The 17,310-nt window shown below is 66.9% G+C and carries 14 protein-coding genes; 12 read left to right on the forward strand and 2 right to left on the reverse strand.

The genetic code is table 11. The annotated features are described in order from the left end of the window. Positions 1-4 precede the first annotated feature (4 nt). The 7 genes from B2585_RS10825 to B2585_RS10855 all read left to right on the forward strand — a co-directional run bounded on the left by B2585_RS10825 (position 5) and on the right by B2585_RS10855 (position 6,407). A complete protein-coding gene (locus B2585_RS10825; RefSeq protein WP_292022938.1) occupies positions 5-694 on the forward strand; it encodes a haloacid dehalogenase type II in 690 nt (229 codons plus the stop codon). After that, on the forward strand, positions 694-1,524 hold the full coding sequence (locus tag B2585_RS10830) for an alpha/beta fold hydrolase (protein WP_292022940.1): 831 nt from the start codon (positions 694-696) through the stop codon (positions 1,522-1,524). Before B2585_RS10825 ends, B2585_RS10830 begins: the two co-directional genes overlap by 1 nt. Further along, positions 1,521-2,489: a threonine ammonia-lyase gene (locus B2585_RS10835; protein WP_292022942.1), complete on the forward strand. Its 969-nt coding sequence runs from the start codon at positions 1,521-1,523 to the stop codon at positions 2,487-2,489. The genes B2585_RS10830 and B2585_RS10835 overlap by 4 nt, the downstream gene beginning before the upstream one ends. Before the next feature lie 9 nt (positions 2,490-2,498). Continuing rightward, positions 2,499-3,707: an endonuclease/exonuclease/phosphatase family protein gene (locus B2585_RS10840; RefSeq protein ID WP_292024022.1), complete on the forward strand. Its 1,209-nt coding sequence runs from the start codon at positions 2,499-2,501 to the stop codon at positions 3,705-3,707. 20 nt (positions 3,708-3,727) lie between these two features. Continuing rightward, positions 3,728-4,522, forward strand: a complete 795-nt coding sequence (gene pcaD / locus B2585_RS10845) for a 3-oxoadipate enol-lactonase (protein ID WP_292022944.1) — start codon at positions 3,728-3,730, stop codon at positions 4,520-4,522. Then, complete coding sequence (locus tag B2585_RS10850) at positions 4,522-5,235, forward strand: alpha/beta fold hydrolase (RefSeq protein WP_292022946.1); 714 nt, start codon at positions 4,522-4,524, stop codon at positions 5,233-5,235. The genes pcaD and B2585_RS10850 overlap by 1 nt, the downstream gene beginning before the upstream one ends. An 80-nt stretch (positions 5,236-5,315) precedes the next feature. Then, on the forward strand, positions 5,316-6,407 hold the full coding sequence (locus B2585_RS10855) for a Zn-dependent alcohol dehydrogenase (protein WP_292022947.1): 1,092 nt from the start codon (positions 5,316-5,318) through the stop codon (positions 6,405-6,407). Between the two features lie 18 nt (positions 6,408-6,425). On the opposite strand, the gene glsA is transcribed toward B2585_RS10855, so the two are convergent. Next, complete coding sequence (glsA, locus tag B2585_RS10860; protein WP_292022949.1) at positions 6,426-8,258, reverse strand: glutaminase A; 1,833 nt, start codon at positions 8,256-8,258, stop codon at positions 6,426-6,428. 316 nt (positions 8,259-8,574) lie between these two features. Between glsA and B2585_RS10865 the strand changes: the two genes are divergently transcribed. The 5 genes from B2585_RS10865 (at position 8,575) to B2585_RS10885 (ending at position 14,818) form a co-directional block, all read left to right on the forward strand. Further along, on the forward strand, positions 8,575-9,291 hold the full coding sequence (locus tag B2585_RS10865) for a cyclic nucleotide-binding domain-containing protein (protein WP_292022951.1): 717 nt from the start codon (positions 8,575-8,577) through the stop codon (positions 9,289-9,291). Positions 9,292-9,483: 192 nt separating this feature from the next. Next, the gene (locus tag B2585_RS10870; RefSeq protein WP_292022953.1) at positions 9,484-9,864 is read left to right on the forward strand and encodes a DUF3307 domain-containing protein; all 381 of its coding nucleotides are present in this window, start codon (positions 9,484-9,486) and stop codon (positions 9,862-9,864) included. Between the two features lie 129 nt (positions 9,865-9,993). Then, on the forward strand, positions 9,994-11,376 hold the full coding sequence (locus tag B2585_RS10875) for a TolC family protein (protein ID WP_292022955.1): 1,383 nt from the start codon (positions 9,994-9,996) through the stop codon (positions 11,374-11,376). Next, positions 11,373-13,511, forward strand: coding sequence for a type I secretion system permease/ATPase (locus B2585_RS10880; protein WP_292022956.1), 2,139 nt, complete (start codon positions 11,373-11,375; stop codon positions 13,509-13,511). Before B2585_RS10875 ends, B2585_RS10880 begins: the two co-directional genes overlap by 4 nt. Continuing rightward, entirely contained in the window at positions 13,511-14,818 is a 1,308-nt protein-coding gene (locus B2585_RS10885) for an HlyD family type I secretion periplasmic adaptor subunit (protein ID WP_292022957.1), read from the forward strand. The genes B2585_RS10880 and B2585_RS10885 overlap by 1 nt, the downstream gene beginning before the upstream one ends. Positions 14,819-14,930: 112 nt before the next feature. Here B2585_RS10885 and B2585_RS10890 read toward each other — a convergent pair whose 3' ends face one another. Further along, entirely contained in the window at positions 14,931-17,162 is a 2,232-nt protein-coding gene (locus B2585_RS10890; protein ID WP_292022958.1) for a CHASE2 domain-containing protein, read from the reverse strand. Between the last annotated feature and the right edge of the window lie 148 nt (positions 17,163-17,310).

Here is a 17,310-nt window from a genome sequence, read left to right on the forward strand (position 1 = left end):
GACCATGGCAATCACCACTTGTGTCTTCGACGCCTATGGCACGTTGTTCGACGTCGCCGCCGCCGCGCGGGTCGCTGCGGGCGAGCCGGGGAACGAGGCGCTGGCGGACATCTGGCCAGCCGTCGCGGCGGACTGGCGGCGCAAGCAGCTTGAATACACCTGGCTGCGCGCGGTCACGGGCGAGCACACGGATTTCTGGACGGTGACGCAAGACGGGCTGGACTGGGCGCTCGAAAAACAGGGGATGCTGAGCGATGCGGCGCTGCGCGAACGGCTGCTCTCGCTGTATTGGGAGCTCGAGGCCTACCCCGAAGTCCCCGCCATGCTGGGCGCGTTGAAACAGGCCGGGTTCAACACCGCCATCTTGTCCAACGGCTCCCCCGACATGCTTTCCGGCGCGGTGGACACCGCCGGGATCGGCGCCTTCCTCGACGACGTTCTGAGCGTGGAAAGCGTGGGGATCTTCAAGCCCGCTGATGTCGTCTATGGACTGGTTGGGGAGCGGTTCGGCTGCAAACGGGACGAGGTTTTGTTCGTTTCGTCTAACGGGTGGGATGCCTCGGCGGCCTGTGGCTATGGCTTTTTCACCGCGTGGGTGAACCGCGCGGGCGACCCGATGGACCGGCTCGGCCACCCCCCGCATGAACAACTGACCGACCTCTCCAAAATTCCGGATATCGCAAGGGCCATCTGATGACGGACATTCAGCACTTCACCACTCCCGACGGCATCGAGATCGCCTTCACCGACGAAGGCGAGGGCCTGCCGGTTATCGCACTGTCGGGCCTCACCCGTAACCTGCGGGACTTCGATTTCGTCGCGCTGCACCTTCCGGGTGTGCGGCTGATCCGGATGGATTATCGCGGGCGCGGGCAATCGGGTTGGGCGGACTGGTCGACCTATGCCGTGCCGAACGAGGGCGGTGACGTGATCGGCCTGATGCAGCACCTCGGGATCGAACGGGCGGCGTTCCTCGGCACCTCGCGCGGCGGCCTCATCTCGATGTTCCTCGCCGCGACGCAGCCCGACAAGGTGATCGGCGTCTGCCTGAATGACGTCGGGCCGGTCGTGGACCGCGAGGGGCTCAAGGTCATCGACAGCTATATCGGCCGCGCGCCCAAGGCAAAGACGCTCGACGAGATGGCCGAGGTGCGCGCGGGAACCGTCAACGGGTTCGAGGATGTGCCGATGTCGCGCTGGCGCGATGAGGCCGAACGCAGCTACCGCGAGACCGGGGACGGGCTGGAGTTACGCTATGACCCGGCCCTGCGCGAGAGCTTCCTCGCCGCGATGGAGGCCGAAACGCCGGACCTCTGGCCCCTGTTCAACGCGCTCGCCGGCAAGCCGTTGGCGGTGGTGCACGGCGCGGGGTCCGACGTCCTGACCGACGCTACGGTGGCCGAAATGCGCGCGCGGCGGCCCGATCTGCTTTACGCCCGCGTGCCGGGCCGGGGTCATGCGCCCTTTCTGGATGAACCCGAGGCGCTCGACGTGATCCACGCCTGGCTGGACGCCTGCGCATGAATATCGACATGATCCGGGCGGCGGCGCTGCGCATTCAGGGTCATGCGCGGGTGACGCCGCTGCTCAGTTCCCCGTTCCTCGACGAGATCGCGGGACGGCGGGTGCTGATCAAGCCCGAGTGCCTGCAAGTCACCGGCAGCTTCAAGTATCGCGGGGGCCGGTCCGCGCTGTCCGCCCTGCACCCTGACGAGCGGGCGCGCGGTGTGATCGCCTTCTCCTCCGGCAATCACGCGCAAGGCGTGGCGCAGGCCGCGCAGGACTTCGGTGTTCCGGCGGTGATCATCATGCCCGCCGACGCGCCCGTCCTGAAACTGGAAAACACCCGCGCGATGGGGGCCGAGGTCGTGACCTACGACCGCGCCACCGAGGACCGCGATGCGATCGGTGCCGCGCTGGCCGATGAACGCGGCCTGACCCTCATTAAGCCGTTCGACGAACCCGAGGTGATCGCGGGGCAAGGGACGCTCGGTCTCGAACTCGCGGCCCAGACCGCCGCGCTCAACGTGACCGAGGGCGAAGTGCTCGTCCCCTGCGGCGGGGGCGGGCTGACCTCCGGCACGGCACTCGCGCTTCAGGCCGAGGCTCCGGGGTTCCGGGTCCGCCCGGTTGAACCCGAGGGGTTCGACGACGTGGCCCGGTCGCTCGACGCGGGCGGCATCCAGCGCAACGACCGGATGACCGGCTCGATCTGCGACTCGATCATCACGCCGGCCCCCGGCGAGCTTACCTTCCCGATCATGCACGCGCTGTGTGGCCCAGGCCTCGCCGTGCCCGACGCCGATGCGCTGCGCGCGATGGCGCAGGCGTTCCTGCGGCTCAAACTGGTCGTCGAACCCGGCGGGGCCGTCGCGCTGGCCGCCGCGCTGTTCCATGCACACAGGCTCGACGCGGACACGCTCGTCGTGGTCCTGTCGGGCGGCAACGTGGACCCCACCGTTTTCGCCCAAGCCCTCGCCACCCTCTGACGGGAGACCCTGATGGACTTCACCTTCGCCTCGTTCAACGTCAAGAACCTGATCGGCCCGGACAAGGAATACTATGAATTCCAAAGCTACACGCCGGAGGAATACGCGTGGAAGCGCGACTGGATGGCGAGCCAGCTTGTTGATCTCGACGCCGATGTCATCGGGTTTCAGGAGATCTTCGAGGAGGAGGCGCTGCGCGAAGTGATCTCCGAGGCGTCGAGCCGCGCGCGCACGCTCAACGACGCGGTCATCCCGGACAAGGGCAAGGCGTATCACCGCAAGGTCATCTTCCGCAAACTCGGGGTCGAGCCGTGGGACGACGCGGCCCTCGCCTTTGCGCCCAACAGCGCCGACACGGGAGAGCCGGGCAAGCGCCGCCCCGGCCTTGCGGTTCTGTCGCGCTTCGGTTTCGCGGGGGAACCGGAGATCATTCAGGACTTCGACGCGCCCATCGACATCCCGTTTCAGCCCCTGCGCGGCCTCGACGGCGACCTCGAGGCAGGCAGCTTCCGGCTACGGCGTCTGTCGCGCCCGGTGCTCAAGGTGCGCATCCCGGTGGGCGACACGGTCATCACCCTGTTCAACTGCCACCTGAAATCCAAGCTCGGGGAATACATCACCCCGCCGGGCGCGGACTTCGCTCCGGAGGAGGACCTCACGCGCTACGACGCCGTGGGCCGCGCGATGGGGTCCATGCGCGCCGCCGTGCGCCGGATGGCCGAGGCCTGGGTCCTGAGGCGCGAGGTCATGTCGGAACTCGCGCACGGCAACCCCGTCGTCGTCATGGGCGACTTCAACGATGGGGAGCACGCGGTAAGTTCCGAGATCATCGCGGGCGAGGTGCCGTTCAAGAACTACCAGTGGATGCTGCGCCACGATGCCGAAAGCTACTCCGACCGCTACACCGCCGAGGAAGCGTCGAGCATCACCGAGCAGGTGGAGCGGTCGCGGCTCCACTCTGCCGAGAAGCTGTTCGTGCGCAAATCCCTGCGCGACATGGTCTATACCACCGCCTTCGCGGGCGTGTTCGAGAGCATCGACCAGATCTTTCTGAGCCGCCATTTCCACCCGGACTACGACAAACGGATCGCGGATATGGAGTATTTCTCGGTGCTCAACGACCACATCACAGACGGATCGCACCCCGAGGCGCCTTACAACAAGCTCGCCTCCGATCACGGCCAGATCAAGGCGCATCTGCGCCTGCGCCGGGACTGACACGACCAAGGGAGGACGCCATGAAAATCGCGCAACTCGCCGACATCCACACACATTACGACGACCGGGGGCCGAAGGACGCCCCCACCCTGCTCTTTGCCAACTCGCTCGGCACCGACTTTCGCCTGTGGGACCGGGTGATAGACCGGCTGCCTGAGGGGCTTCGGCTCATCCGATACGACAAGCGGGGGCACGGGCTGACCACCGCGCCGGAGCCACCGTATTTCATGGGCGACCTCGTGCAGGATGCTGGCCGGCTGCTCGACCATCTTGGCGTGCGCGACGTGGTGGTCGTGGGCCTGTCGATCGGCGGGATGATCGCGCAGGGGCTGGCCGCCGAGCGGCTCGACCTGATCCGCGCGATGGTGGTGTCCAACACCGCCGCCAAGATCGGGACCACCGCCATGTGGGAGGAGCGCATCGGCGCGGTGCGCGACGGCGGGGTCGAGGCGCTCGCGGACGCAACGATGGAACGCTGGTTTGGGCGCAAGTTCCGAGATCATGACCCGCTCACGGTCGGCGCATTCCGCAACATGATGGTCCGCCAACCGCTTCAGGGTTACGCCGGCTGCGCCGCCGCCATTGGCGAAACCGACCTGTACGAATCCACCGCGCGGCTCAAACTCCCCACGCTCGGCATCGCCGGGTCCGAGGACGGCTCCACACCCCCCGACCTCGTGCGCGAGACAACCGAACTGGTCGCGGGCTCCAGATTCCACCTGATCCGCGGCTCGGGCCACCTGCCCTGCGTGGACAATCCCGACGAATACACCGAAGTCCTGATGGGCTTCCTCAAGGATATCGGACATATCTGATGGCACAGTTTCTTCTTATCCACGGTTCCAACCACGGCGCATGGTGCTGGCGCGACGTGATCCCCGAGCTAGAGCGGCTGGGCCACACCGCCCGCGCGCTCGACCTGCCGTCGCATGGCGACGATCCGACGCCTATCGCCGACGTCACGCTCGACAGCTACGCCGATGCGATCCTGGGTGCGCTCGACGGGCCGACGATCCTCGTCGGACACTCGGCAGGCGGCTTTGCGATCACGCAGGCCGCCGAGCGCGATCCCCGCAACGTCGCGGGCCTCGTCTTCGTCACCGCCTATGTCCCGCAGCCGGGCAAGAGCCTTGTCGACATGCTGGGCGAAGCGCCGGAGCAGCCGATGAAAGGCGCGTTCGAAATGGCGCCGGACAAGCTCAGCTTCCGGTTCAAGCCCGAGTTCCTGACCAGTGCGCTCTATGGCGATTGCCCGGAGGGCACCTATGACTACGCGATGGCGCACATCGGGTGGCAACCTCTCGCGACCCAGACAACGCCCGCCACACTCACCGGCGCTTCGGACAATGTGCCACGACACTATGTCTTCTGCACCGAAGATCGGGCCGTGCCGCCCGCGCACCAGCGGCAGATGGCCGCCGGGTTCGCGCCAGAGAACACCGTCGAACTCGCCACTGGCCATTCACCCTTTTTCTCGGCCCCGCGCGCGCTCGCCGAGGCGTTGGACGGCTTCTCGGACGCGATGTAGCCGAAACGGGGCTTGCCCCCGGCGACGTGAGGGCGCAAAAGGATTTTGCGAAACAGCGTTTCATTCTGCGGGAGGACATCATGGAAACCATCAAGGCGGCCGTCTGCCACGAACACGGCCAACCGCTCGTCATCGAGGAGATTTCCATTCGTCCGCCCGAGGCCGGCGAGATCGAGGTGGACATCCACGCGGTCGCCATCTGCCAGTCCGACATATCCTTTGCCGAGGGCGGCTTCGGCGGCCCGGTCCCGGCCGTCTATGGCCACGAAGCGGCGGGCAAGATCACCAAGGTCGGGCCGAACGTGCAGGGGCTGGCGGAAGGCGACACCGTGGTCGTCACCCTGATCCGCGCCTGCGGGCATTGCCCGTCCTGCGAAACCGCCCGACCCGTCACCTGCGAGACGCCTTACAACTCGCTCACCGACGGCCCGCTCAAGACCGCTTCGGGCGATCCGATCTATCAGGGGCTTGAGACCGGCGCCTTTGCCGAAAAAGTGGTGGTGCTGGCCAGCCAGGCGGCAAAGATACCCGACACCGTCCCGATGGAAAGCGCGGCGCTTCTCGCCTGTGGGGTAATCACCGGGCTTGGCTCCGTGGTCAACGTGGCCCATGTGCGCCCCGGCCAGACCGTCGTCGTGATCGGCGCGGGCGGCGTGGGGCTCAACGCCATTCAGGGTGCGCGTATCGCCGGGGCGGCCAAGATCATCGCCGTGGACATGAGCGAGGATAAGCTCGACATGGCCCGCGATTTCGGTGCCACCCACGGCGTGCTGGGCAATGCCGAGAAACCGTGGTCAGTCGCGAAGAAGATCAACGGCGGGCGTGGGGCGGATGCGGTTTTCGTCACGGTCGGCGTCGCGCCGGTCTATGACGCGGCCCCGCGCTACCTCGCCCCCGGCGGCAATATCATCATGGTCGGCCTGCCCCATGCGACGGAAAAGGCGAAGTATTCGCCCCTTGGCATGGGCAACGCGGCGCAGGGCATCATCGGCACGATGATGGGCAACACCGTGATCCGCCGGGACATTCCGTGGATGGTCGACCTTTACGAACAGGGGCGGCTGAAGCTCGACGAACTGATCTCCAACCGCTTCACGCTCGACCAGATCAACGAGGCGATCGAGAGCACCAAGTCCGGCAGCGCCAAGCGCAACGTGATCGTTCTGAAATAGACCGCCGCGAAGCGCCGCTCACTCCAGCGCCGACACTTCGTCATTGGTGCGGCGCAAGCGCTGGCTCAGGCTCAGGACCATGTTGCCGAGGATCTTCTCCATGATCCGGGGATGCTCCGGCAGCAGGTCGCGGATCGCCGATACGGCGAAGACATAGGCCAGCACCGGCCCGTCCGCCACGACGTTGGCCGAGCGTTTGCCGCCATCCAGAAGCGCCATCTCACCGATCGCCTGTCCGGGTCCGATGGAGGCGACTCGGCGCGTGCGCCCCGCGCCCACGCCCACGGTCACGCTGACCGTGCCCTTGGCTATGGTGAGAAAGGCATGGGCCTTGTCCCCGGCTTTCAGCATCACGTCCCCCGAGGCAAAGCTCAGGGTTCCCGCGACCTGTTCGAGCGCCCGCGATTCCTCGGCGGTCAGGCCCGCGAAAATCTCATGGCTCGAAAGGCTGAGTTTCTGCGTGTCCGATTTGACGCCCGCCTCGGCCAGCACCGAGTCCTCGAAGGCCTCCATCGCGCTGTCCACGTCCGGCACGATCCGCGCAGGGGCGTCCGGCCACGTCATCACGAGGTTCAGCAACTCGCGCAGCGCATCCCGATGCGCCATCTCGGCCAGCAGCAGCGTGACGCCGGTGTCCTGAAGCGCGGTCATCAACTGTTCGAACAACGCGAGCCCGCCGCGGTCGATCAGCGCCACGCGGCGGAAATCCAGCGCCACCTCGGTCACACCATCCTGCACCAGCGCGTCGATCCGGCGCACGACGCGCTCCATCGCGCCGAAGAAGAGCGGCCCCTGAAGGTGCATGACCGCGAAGGCCGACCCCTTCTCGCGCAGCACCTCGACCTCGCGCTCCTCACGCACATGGCGCGATTGCACCTCAGACGCCCGGTAGTGCCGCCGCACAACCGAGCGCAGGTCGGTGCTTTCCGAGTAGACGTGAAGCCCGAAGTCCTCGGCGAAGCGGCGAAAGACCTGAATGCCCCGCACGGAGTTGCCCACCTCGTCCAGCCGGGGGGAATAGACCGCAAGGCCGAGTTGCCCCGGCACCACGCCGCCGATCAGGCCCGACACACCGGACTTGGCCGGCATCCCGACGTCATAGCCCCATTGCCCGGCGTAGTCGTACATCCCGCAGCTCGCCATGACCGACAGCATGTCGCGCACGTTCTCGGGCGACACGACCGTATCGCGGGTAAGCGGGTTGCGCCCGTGGGCCGCCAGCGTCGCCGTCATCACCGCGAGGTCGCGGCAGTTCACCAGCACCGAGCACTGCTTGAAATAAAGGTCCAGCACGTCGCCCGGGTCCTGCTGGATCATCGCCGTGTTGAGCATCATGTTGGCGATGGCACGGTTGCGGTGGCCGGTATCATGCTCGGATTTGAACACGTCCATATCGATGGAAAGCTGGCGCCCCGCGAAGCGCGAGAATGTCTCGACCATCCGTTCCGCCGCCGCCTCGCGGTCGCCGGTGGTCATGAGCTCCGAGGTCGCGATGGCCCCCGCGTTGACCATCGGATTGAAGGGGCGGTTCGTCTTTTCGTCCAGCACGATGGAGTTGAACTCTTCCCCCGTCGGCTCCACCCCCACGCGGCGAGCCAGCCTCTCGCGCCCGTGGGCCGCGAGCGCGGCGCCGTACATGAAGGGTTTGGAGACGGACTGGATCGTTACCGCGTGATCCCAATCCCCCACGGTGTAGACCTGCCCGTCGAGGGTGACGAGCGCGATGCCGAACGTGTCGGGGTCGGCGCGGCCCAATTCGGGGATATAGGTCGCAACCTCACCCGAGTCGTTCCGCGCTATCTCGGCGTGAAGGCGTTCGAGATAGTCGGTGACGATCTGAAGTTTCTGCATGCCCGTCCGAAATCCCCGTCGCTGTCCTGCCCCGGATCGGTCGCCCCCGCGACCGCCGCAGACACGGTTGACGCAAGGGTCATGCAGGTCGCAAATCCGCACCCGCCTTTTTCATCGTTTTCGCGGCGTATGGCAGGGCCTTAGCGGACATAAGCCCGTTATTCCGACCAATTGCCCAATATCGCAGCACATTGCGAAAACAGCTTCCCCGCCCCCCGACGAGCCGAATCCGCCCGAAATTCAACCCGCGAATTATTCGCCACGGACCGTGTTTTCCGCTTTGGAAAGAGACGTTTCCGGGCTAGTCGTGTCCCCCATGATTGCTTTCGGTTCCATTACCCCGCTTGAGTGGGCAGGCTTTCTCGGCGTCGCGGTTTACCTCGCTGGCTACCTGCTTCTGCAACTCGGCCTCATACGCGGCTCGGGCTACGTCTTCCCCGCGATGAACCTCGTGGCGAGCATCCTTGTACTGCTCGGCCTGTCGTCGGCCTTCAACTGGCCGTCGGCCGCGCTTCAGATCGCCTGGGCGGGGATTTCTGTCTTCGGGATCGCCCGGATCTATTTCCTCAATTCCCGCCTGAGCTTTTCGGACGAGGAACAGACCCTGATCGCCTACGGCCTGCCGCGCATGTCGAAACCGACGGCGCGCAACCTGCTTAACCGCGGGGTCTGGTTCAATGCGGAGCCGGGCACGGTCCTGACCACCGAAGGCGAATGCGTCACGCACCTGCACTTCATGTTGCACGGTACGGCCGAGGTCAGCTCGGGCAACAAATCCATCGCCGAGATCAAGCGTGGCTTCGTGGGCGAGATGAACGTGATGGAGGCGGCCCCCGCTTCGGCAACCGTCAGCGTGTCCGAACCCTCGCGGGTATTCTCGGTATCCGGAACGACCCTGCGCAAGCTGGCCGAGACCGACGCGGACTTCGCCTCAAGCCTGTCGGTCCACCTCGCCCGCTCCACGAAGGAAAAGCTGATCGAGGCGAACCGGAAACTCTCGTCCTCCGAAGACGCCAAGGACCATGCCGGCTGACGCGGCGGCGCCCTTGCGGCCTGCCCCTTGCGTTGCCGAGACGGGCGCGGTCGTCTACCCTCTCTTGAAGACCACTGTGCGTGACCACCTGTGCATCGCCCCCACCCTTGTCGCTTGCCGCGAACAAGTGGCCGGATCGGGGCTGGCCGAAATGCAGGACCGCACCAACAAGAAACTGAGGCATCGCGCAACATGACGCCGGAACGAATCCTTCTGATCCTTCTACTCTTGCAGCTCAAACACCTGCTGGCGGATTACGTCTGGCAGAACATGTGGATGATCTCGAACAAGGGCCGATATGGCCATCCCGGCGGGCTTGCCCATGCCGGACTTCACGCCCTGCTGACGGTGATCGTTCTGGTCGTGACCGGCTTCGACATCGGCCTTGTCCTGATCCTCGGATTGATCGAATTCGTGATCCATTACCACATCGACTTTGCAAAGGATCATGTTCAGCGCTGGCGCAAGCCCGATCACAAGAAGCGGGAGTACTGGGTCTTTCACGGGATCGACCAGTTCTTTCACCAGGCCACCCTTGTCGGCATCATCGCCGCCCTGTTGTGGTTTGCCTGACACAGATTGCGGGCGCGCTGGCGCAGCCGGACAACACAATTGCACCCGGTCGTCATTTCCCTATGCTTTTTAATGCATTTGAATAACGGGATTCTCGCGGGCATCCGTGCGCGCGTAGGGGAGACAGACATGCTGCGCCGTATCGGGGCACTGGGGGCTGCGCTTGGACTTGGTCTGGCGCTTGCAGGGACCGCACAGGCCGAAAGCCTGAAATCCGCCGTGCAATCGGCCGTGACGGACAATCCGCAGGCAAGGGTGCGCAGCGCCGACGTGCAGGCGACCGCGCTGGACCTTCTGGGGCGCGAGCGTGATTTTCTGCCGACCGTGACCGCAACGGCCGAAGCCGGGGCGTATTACTACAACGATCCGGCCCGCCTTGCCCCCGCCAACAACAACCGCGTCACCGCCGGTGCGCGCGCGAATGTCGAGGCGCGCTACGTCATCTTCGACGGGTTCCGCCGGGCCAATGCGGTCTACCGGGACGCCGCGCGCGTGGACGGCTCGATCTTTCGCCTGCTGGACGCTTCGGAGTCGCTCTCGCTGAATGCGGTCGAGGCCTATATCGACGTGCTGCGCCACCGCAACCTCGCGGCGGTCGCGCGCCAGAACATCCTGAAACATCAGGAAATCGGCGCGCAGGTGCTCGACCTCGTCGACGGCGGGCGCCTGCCCTCGTCCGACCGGTTCGAAGTGGACCAGCGGCTCGTCTCCGCCAAGCTCGTGGCGGTGGAGGTGCAACAGGCCCTGAGCGACGCTGAGGTGCGTTACGAGGCGGTCGTGGGCCACCCGCCCAAGGGTCCGATGTCGCTGCCGGGTGTCCGCAGCCTCCCCCTCACGCGCGATGCCTTCGTCGCCCGCGCCACGAAGCAAAGCCACCGGGTCAAGGCCGCAGACAGCGTGGTGCAGCAGCGCCGATACGACGAGGAAATCGTGCGCTCCGGCACCCTGCCGCAAGTCAGCGCCCGCACCGGGGCCAATGCCGGGTTCAACCAGAACGGCGTGCCGGGACGGTCTCTCGACGCCTATGTCGCCCTCGGCGCGGAATGGGAAATCTTCTCCGGCGGGCGCAAGGCGCAGCAACGCGCAGCCACCATGCGCACCGTGCAGGCGATGGCCGAACGCGACCGCGCCGTGCTCGACGTGCGTGAGCTGGCCGGCACGACGTGGAACGCCTATTTGGCCAATATCGAGCGCACCGTCTTGCTCGACGGGCAGCTGTCGGCCACGCGCCGCGCCGCCGACCAGTATCTCACCCAGTTCCAGGCCGGCACGCGGTCGCTCATCGAAGTGCTGGATGCCGAGGCCGCGTGGTTCAACGCCCGGTTCGAAGACGTGAGCGCCGAGGCGTCCTATGCCTTCAACCAGTACCAGATCCTCGCGGTGGAAAGCCGTCTGGCCAGCCATTTCGGCGTGCGGTCCGCCGACGTGCCGCTGATGCCCGACTTTGAGCGGCGCGCCGTGTCGAACGGTCACTTCTCGGTGTTCTCCACGGATATCCCGGCCCTGAAATGACCGGGAGTGTGCCGGTGACAGGGGGGGACGGGGCCGAGGCCGGTCTCGCGACCGCTGCCTGGCTCGCCGACCATCACGGCCGCGCCTGGACCGACGATGCCGCCCGCGCACGCCTGCCGCGCGGCGAGGACACACGCCGGCCCGAGATCCTGTCACAGGCACTGGCGAGCGCGGGCTTGCGCGGTCGCATGGTCACGCGCCGACCGGACCGGATCGACCCGGCCACGCTCCCCGCGATCCTGTTCGATTTCGAAGGCACGCCGTTCGTCCTTGCCCGCGCCGCCAAAGGACGCTTCCAGATCGTCGAGACCGCCCTTGGTGGGCTGGAAAGCGACCTCACCGCGCGGGAACTGCGCCACCGCGCGCGCCGCGTGGCGATGCTGGTCACGCCGCAGGACCGGGCAGAGGACAGCGATTCGGGGCCGTCCGGGCACTGGTTCTGGCGCCCGATGCGCGAAAACCGCTGGGCCTGGGTGCAGATCGTGATCGCGGCCCTCGCGGTGAACGTGCTGGCGCTCGCCATGCCGATCTTCGTGATGAACGTCTACGACCGGGTCATCCCCAACCTCGCCTTCGTCACGCTGACCACGCTGGCGCTTGGCGTAGGCCTTGCCGTCACGCTCGACTTCGCGCTGCGCTCGGTGCGGGCGGGGGTGCTGGAGCGGATCGGGCGGCGGCTCGACGTTGGCGTCTCGGCCTCGCTCTTTCGCCACGCGCTCGGCCTGCGGCCCGGCGACATGCCCGGCGGCGCGCTCGGTACTGCCACCTTCCTGCGCGACTTCGACACGGTGCGGGAGTTCTTCGGCTCGCAAAGCCTCGTCGCGCTCATCGACCTCGTCTTCATCGGCATCTTCATCGCCGTGCTCTGGCTCATCGTCGGCCCCCTCGCCTTCGTGCCGCTCATCGCGATCCCGATCATGCTGGCACTGGCCATCGGCGCGCAGATCCCGATGGGCAACGCCGTGGCCCGCGCCCAGTCCGCCGCGAACCGCCGCCAGAAGGTGCTGATCGAGGCGCTGGCGGGGCTGGAAACCGTAAAGACGCTGAACGCCGAACCCGTGATGCAAAAGGAATGGGACGCCGCCACTGCCGCCGCCGCCCGCGTCTCGGGCCGCTCGCGGTTCTGGTCGAACTTCGCCTCCAACGGCACGATGGTGATCCAGCAGGGGGTGAGCATCGGCATCATCACATGGGGCGTGTTCCTGATCGCGGACGGGCGCATCTCCATCGGCGCGCTGATCGCCGCCAATATCCTGTCGGGCCGTGCGCTCGCGCCGCTGGGCGCCATTGCGCAGACGGTGTTTCGCGCGCAATACGCCCGCCGCGCCATGCGCTCGATCTCGGAGCTGATGGCGGTGCCCGCCGAGCGGGGCGACACGATCTCCAGCCCGCTCACGGTGGCCGAGGGCCGGGTTGCGACGCAGGCGCTCAGCTTCACCTATCCCGGCAGCCTGACCCCTGCCGTCTCGGACCTGACGCTCGACATTGCACCGGGCGAGATCGTGGCGCTGGTGGGCCGTGTGGGATCGGGGAAATCGACGCTGGGCAAGCTCCTGTGCGGCCTTCTCGCCCCCGGGCAAGGCACGATCCTGATCGATGGCCAGAACGCCACGCAATACGACCCGGCGGAGCTGCGGCGCGGGGTCGGCTACCTGCCGCAGGAGCCTGAGCTTTTCACCGGCACGCTGGGCGAGAACCTGACCATCGGCGCGCCCCGCGCAACGCCCGAGGACATCGCCCGCGCGTTGTCGCTTTCGGGCATGGACAGTTTCGTGGCCAGCCTGCCCAACGGCCTTGGCACCTTCATCGGGGAGCGGGGCGGCAACCTGTCGGGCGGGCAGCGGCAGGGCGTGGCACTTGCCCGCCTGATCCTGCGCCGACCGCCTGTCCTGTTTCTGGACGAGCCGACGAACGCGATGGACCGCGACATGGAAAGCCAGGTGACCGAGCGGCTCTCGGCGCTGCGCGACGACGGGATCGCGCTGATTCTCTGCACCCATCGTCCGGGCCTCGCCGCGCTCGCGGGCCGGATGGTGGTGATGGACCGGGGGCGCAAAGTCCTCGACGGGCCGAGCCAGGAGGTGCTCGGCACGCTCAAGCAGGCCGCCCTCACCCACAGCCAGGAGGCCCGGTGATGTTCGGCCCGGCCATCGACGAGGACTTCGTGAACCGCACCGGCACCGCGCCCCAGGGTGAAGGGCGCAAGGGCACGGCGCTGCTCATCGTGCTGGTCGCCGGCCTCGCCGCCTTCATCTGGTGGGCCGCCGTATTCGAGATCGAAGAGGTCACGCGCGGCGCAGGCCGGGTGGTGCCGAGCCAGCAGGTGCAGGTGATCCAGAGCCTCGAAGGCGGCATCGTGCGCGACATCCTCGTGGCCGAGGGCGCGACGGTGGAGGCTGACGCGCCGCTCCTGCGCATCGACGACACCACGGCGGGGGCCCGGCGGGGAGAGTTCCTTGAACAGGAAGCGGCTCTGATGGCCGAGCAGATACGCGTGCGTACGGAAGCCGAAGGTGGCGAGACACTCGGGTTCCCCGACAGCTTGACCGCCCGCGCCCCGGACGCGGTCGCGGCAGAGCGGGAAGTCTTCACCTCGCGCCGGTCGCAGCTTTCGTCCGAGCTCGACGTGCTGAACGACAAGCTGGCCCAACGGCGCGCGGAGCGGGTGGAAGCACAGGCGATGGTGGCCAAGCTCGAGGGTCAGATCGCGCCCCTCGCCGAGGAGGTCCGGCTCACCCGCGACTACGTCGAGAGCGGCGCGGTCACACAGATCGAGCTCTTGCGGCTTGAAACCCGGCTGGCGGAACTGGAAGGCGAACTGGCCGTGAGCCGCGCCCGCCTCCCCCGGCTCGACGCCGCCATCGCGGAAGCCCAGTCCCAGATCGAGACCGCGCGCCGCGCCTACGTTCTCACCGCCCGCGAACGGCTCGCCAAGGTGCAGGCGGAACTGTCTGTCCTGCGCGAAGGGCTGCGCGCGGCTGAAGACCGGGTCACGCGCACCATCCTGCGCGCGCCGGTGCGCGGTATCGTCAACACGCTCAACGTGACCACCATCGGTGCGGTCGTCGGCCCCGGCGATCCGCTGGTCGAGATCGTGCCGGTGGACGACCACCTTCTGATCGAGGCGCGTATCACGCCGCAAGATGTGGCCTTCATCCAGCCCGGCGATCCGGCGTCGGTCAAGATCACCGCCTTCGACTACATCGTCTACGGCGCGCTCGACGGGACGGTGGAGCGGATCGGGGCGGACACCATCACCGACGCAGACGGGAACTCGTTCTTCCAGGTGACGGTGCGGACCGACCGTACGGACCTTGGCGGCAATCAGATCAGCCCCGGCATGGTCGCTCAGATCGACATCCAGACGGGGCGCAAGACGGTTCTGGACTACCTGCTCAACCCGTTCCTTCGGGTGCGGGACGAGGCGCTTAGGGAGCGGTGATCGCTCTTCGGGCGGCACGCAGCGCCGGCCGGCCCTCGACGTCTCTGCAATACTCCTGGAGTTTCCCGTGACCTGTCAGAGACTTGCGACCGCTTGCCCTGGCCTGACCGGCCTACTTCTCCGTCGCCACGAACACCCCGTCCCAATCAGCAGGCGGCGGGTTTTCCCGGAACGCGGCGACCCGGTCGCGGTAGAGCGCGATGTAGCCGCCGAGCGACAGGCCTGCTGCCTCGCCTGCCGCGTCAAGCGCGGTCAGCGCCGCCTCACACCCGTCCCAGTCCTGCGTCGCGAACGCCACGCGCATCCGGTGATTGGCCACAGACACCGCCGCCCAGCCGTCGGTGCTTCGCAGCCCGTCATCGCCCAGCAAGCCGAAGATCGTCACGGGGAGCGTCTTGCCCTTCACCCGCACCATGTCCAGTTCGAGCATCGCGAAGTCATCGCCCACCGCGTCATGCACGCTTTCGGACAGGATGATCCCCACACCGTAGTTCTTCGACAGCCCTTCGAGCCGCGAGGCGAGGTTCACCGTGTCGCCCAGCGCCGTGTAGTCGAAGCGCGTATCGCTGCCCATGTTGCCCACGGTGCAGGGGCCGGTCGACATGCCGATGCCCACGTCGATGAGCAGCACGTCCTCGCCTTCCTCGGCCTTGCGCTCCTCGTTGATCGCCTGCACCCGCGCGTACATGGCGAGCGCGGCCCGGCAAGCGGCGCGGGGGTGGTCCGGGATGTCGAGCGGCGCATTCCAGAACGCCATGACGGCGTCACCCATGAATTTGTCGATCGTCCCCCGCTCGTCCAGGATCGCGTTGGACAGGGCCGTAAGGAACCGGTTCATCAGGTTCGTAAGGCCCACGGGGTCTTTGCGGTAACTTTCGGCGATGGTCGTGAAGCCCCTCACATCGGAAAAGAGCAACGTCAGCTCGCGCCGCTCGCCGCCCAGCGTCAGCGCGTCGGGATTGTCGGACAGCCGGTCCACGAGGTCGGGTGAGACATACTGACCGAAGGCCGAGCGGATCTGGCGCCGCATCCGCTCCTCCCGCATGTAGTTCAGGCTCGCCATGAGCATGAGCGTGAGCACCGCCGCGAGGATCGGGAAGGTCGGGTCGAGCAGCGCCCGCTGCGCCGAAAAGGCATACCACGACGCCCCCGCATAGCCCGCCATGACAACCACGGCGAGGATCATGACGAAGGTCGCGCGGAAGGCGGGCACGAGGATCACGATGACGAGCCCCAGCAGGAGCGTGATGACCAGCTCCACCGCGATGGCCGTGTTGGGCCGGTCGAGAAGCGAGCCGGAGAGGATGTTCTCAAGCACCTGCGCATGGATCTCCACCCCGGCCATCGAGACGCCCAGCGGCGTCGGCCGGAAATCCTCAAGCCCGATGGCCGATGTTCCGACGAAGACAAGGTGCCCGCGCAGTCGCCCCTGCTCCATCCGCCCGCTGATCACGTCGGCGGCGGAGACATAGCGGTCGGCGGAAGACGGCGTCAGGTAGGGCCAGACCGATCCGTCGCCCGCGGTCGGCACAAGCTGGCGCGCGACCACGACACCCTCGATCCCCGCCTCGTTCGTGCGCACCGCAAACGCATCACCGCCGGTCGCAACGCGCAGAAGCTCCGGCGCAAGGCCGAGGCGCAGGGTGTCTTCGACAAGCATGACGAGCGGGACGCGGCGGTAGATCCCGTCCGGGTCCGGTCGTGTGGAAAACACGCCGTGCCCCATCGCCGCGTCCTCGATCACCGGAAGGTTCTGAAGCAGACGCGGGTATTTCTGCAAGAACGGCAACGGGTCTTCGCCCAGAAGCGCATGCGGCACGTCGCGCACGGCGGAGGGCGAGCTGCTGTTTCCTGCAAGCCGAACGCTGGTCTGCCCCGCCACGACACGCCCCCGCGCGATGGCCTGGGCAAAGATCCGGTCGTTGTCGGGAAGCCGGGCGAGGTCGGCGCGCAGGCCCTCGGGCACGTCGCCCCGCTCCGCAAGCCGGGCGGGAGACAGCCGGTCCGGCTCTGAGAAGATCACGTCAAAGGCGATGGCCGCCGCCCCGTCCGCCATGATCCTGTCGACCATTTCGGCCAGCCTGTCGCGCGGCCAGGGCCATTGGCCAAGCTCCGCGATGCTCGCGTCGTCGAGATCGACGATGGCCACCGGTTGGCGGGTGATTTCGCGGGGTTTTAACTGTTGATAGAGGTCGAATGCCGCGAAGCGCAAGCCGGCCACGGGGGCCGGATCGGCCACCCGGAGGGCCAGCAACGCGGCGACGAGCAACAGGCCCAGAAGCCGCGACGACCCGAATCGCCGCCCCGCTGTCCGCATCCATGTTCCCGATTTGCCCGAAGCCATACCACCCGCGCCTGTTTCTCCTGCAAGCAAAGGCTCACAGGCCCCGGCGGTCAATGGTCAATCGAAACAATGCCTTCGCCGAACCGCTCCGCAAAGGTTTGTCGGAAACGATGTTGTGCCGCAGATGCAATTTCATTTCGAATCGTGT

Origin of the sequence: Maritimibacter sp. UBA3975 (genome assembly GCF_002384975.1) — a bacterium.
Taxonomy (GTDB): domain Bacteria; phylum Pseudomonadota; class Alphaproteobacteria; order Rhodobacterales; family Rhodobacteraceae; genus Maritimibacter.

Excerpts from the sequence above, each read along its gene's own strand:
- B2585_RS10825 (WP_292022938.1), top strand. The coding sequence starts at position 5 with ATGGCAATCACCACTTGTGTCTTCGACGCCTATGGCACGTTGTTCGAC.
- B2585_RS10830 (WP_292022940.1), top strand. The coding sequence starts at position 694 with ATGACGGACATTCAGCACTTCACCACTCCCGACGGCATCGAGATCGCC.
- B2585_RS10835 (WP_292022942.1), top strand. The coding sequence starts at position 1,521 with ATGAATATCGACATGATCCGGGCGGCGGCGCTGCGCATTCAGGGTCAT.
- pcaD (WP_292022944.1), top strand. The coding sequence starts at position 3,728 with ATGAAAATCGCGCAACTCGCCGACATCCACACACATTACGACGACCGG.
- B2585_RS10850 (WP_292022946.1), top strand. The coding sequence starts at position 4,522 with ATGGCACAGTTTCTTCTTATCCACGGTTCCAACCACGGCGCATGGTGC.
- B2585_RS10855 (WP_292022947.1), top strand. The coding sequence starts at position 5,316 with ATGGAAACCATCAAGGCGGCCGTCTGCCACGAACACGGCCAACCGCTC.
- glsA (WP_292022949.1), bottom strand. The coding sequence starts at position 8,258 with ATGCAGAAACTTCAGATCGTCACCGACTATCTCGAACGCCTTCACGCC.
- B2585_RS10865 (WP_292022951.1), top strand. The coding sequence starts at position 8,575 with ATGATTGCTTTCGGTTCCATTACCCCGCTTGAGTGGGCAGGCTTTCTC.
- B2585_RS10870 (WP_292022953.1), top strand. The coding sequence starts at position 9,484 with ATGACGCCGGAACGAATCCTTCTGATCCTTCTACTCTTGCAGCTCAAA.
- B2585_RS10875 (WP_292022955.1), top strand. The coding sequence starts at position 9,994 with ATGCTGCGCCGTATCGGGGCACTGGGGGCTGCGCTTGGACTTGGTCTG.
- B2585_RS10880 (WP_292022956.1), top strand. The coding sequence starts at position 11,373 with ATGACCGGGAGTGTGCCGGTGACAGGGGGGGACGGGGCCGAGGCCGGT.
- B2585_RS10885 (WP_292022957.1), top strand. The coding sequence starts at position 13,511 with ATGTTCGGCCCGGCCATCGACGAGGACTTCGTGAACCGCACCGGCACC.
- B2585_RS10890 (WP_292022958.1), bottom strand. The coding sequence starts at position 17,162 with ATGGCTTCGGGCAAATCGGGAACATGGATGCGGACAGCGGGGCGGCGA.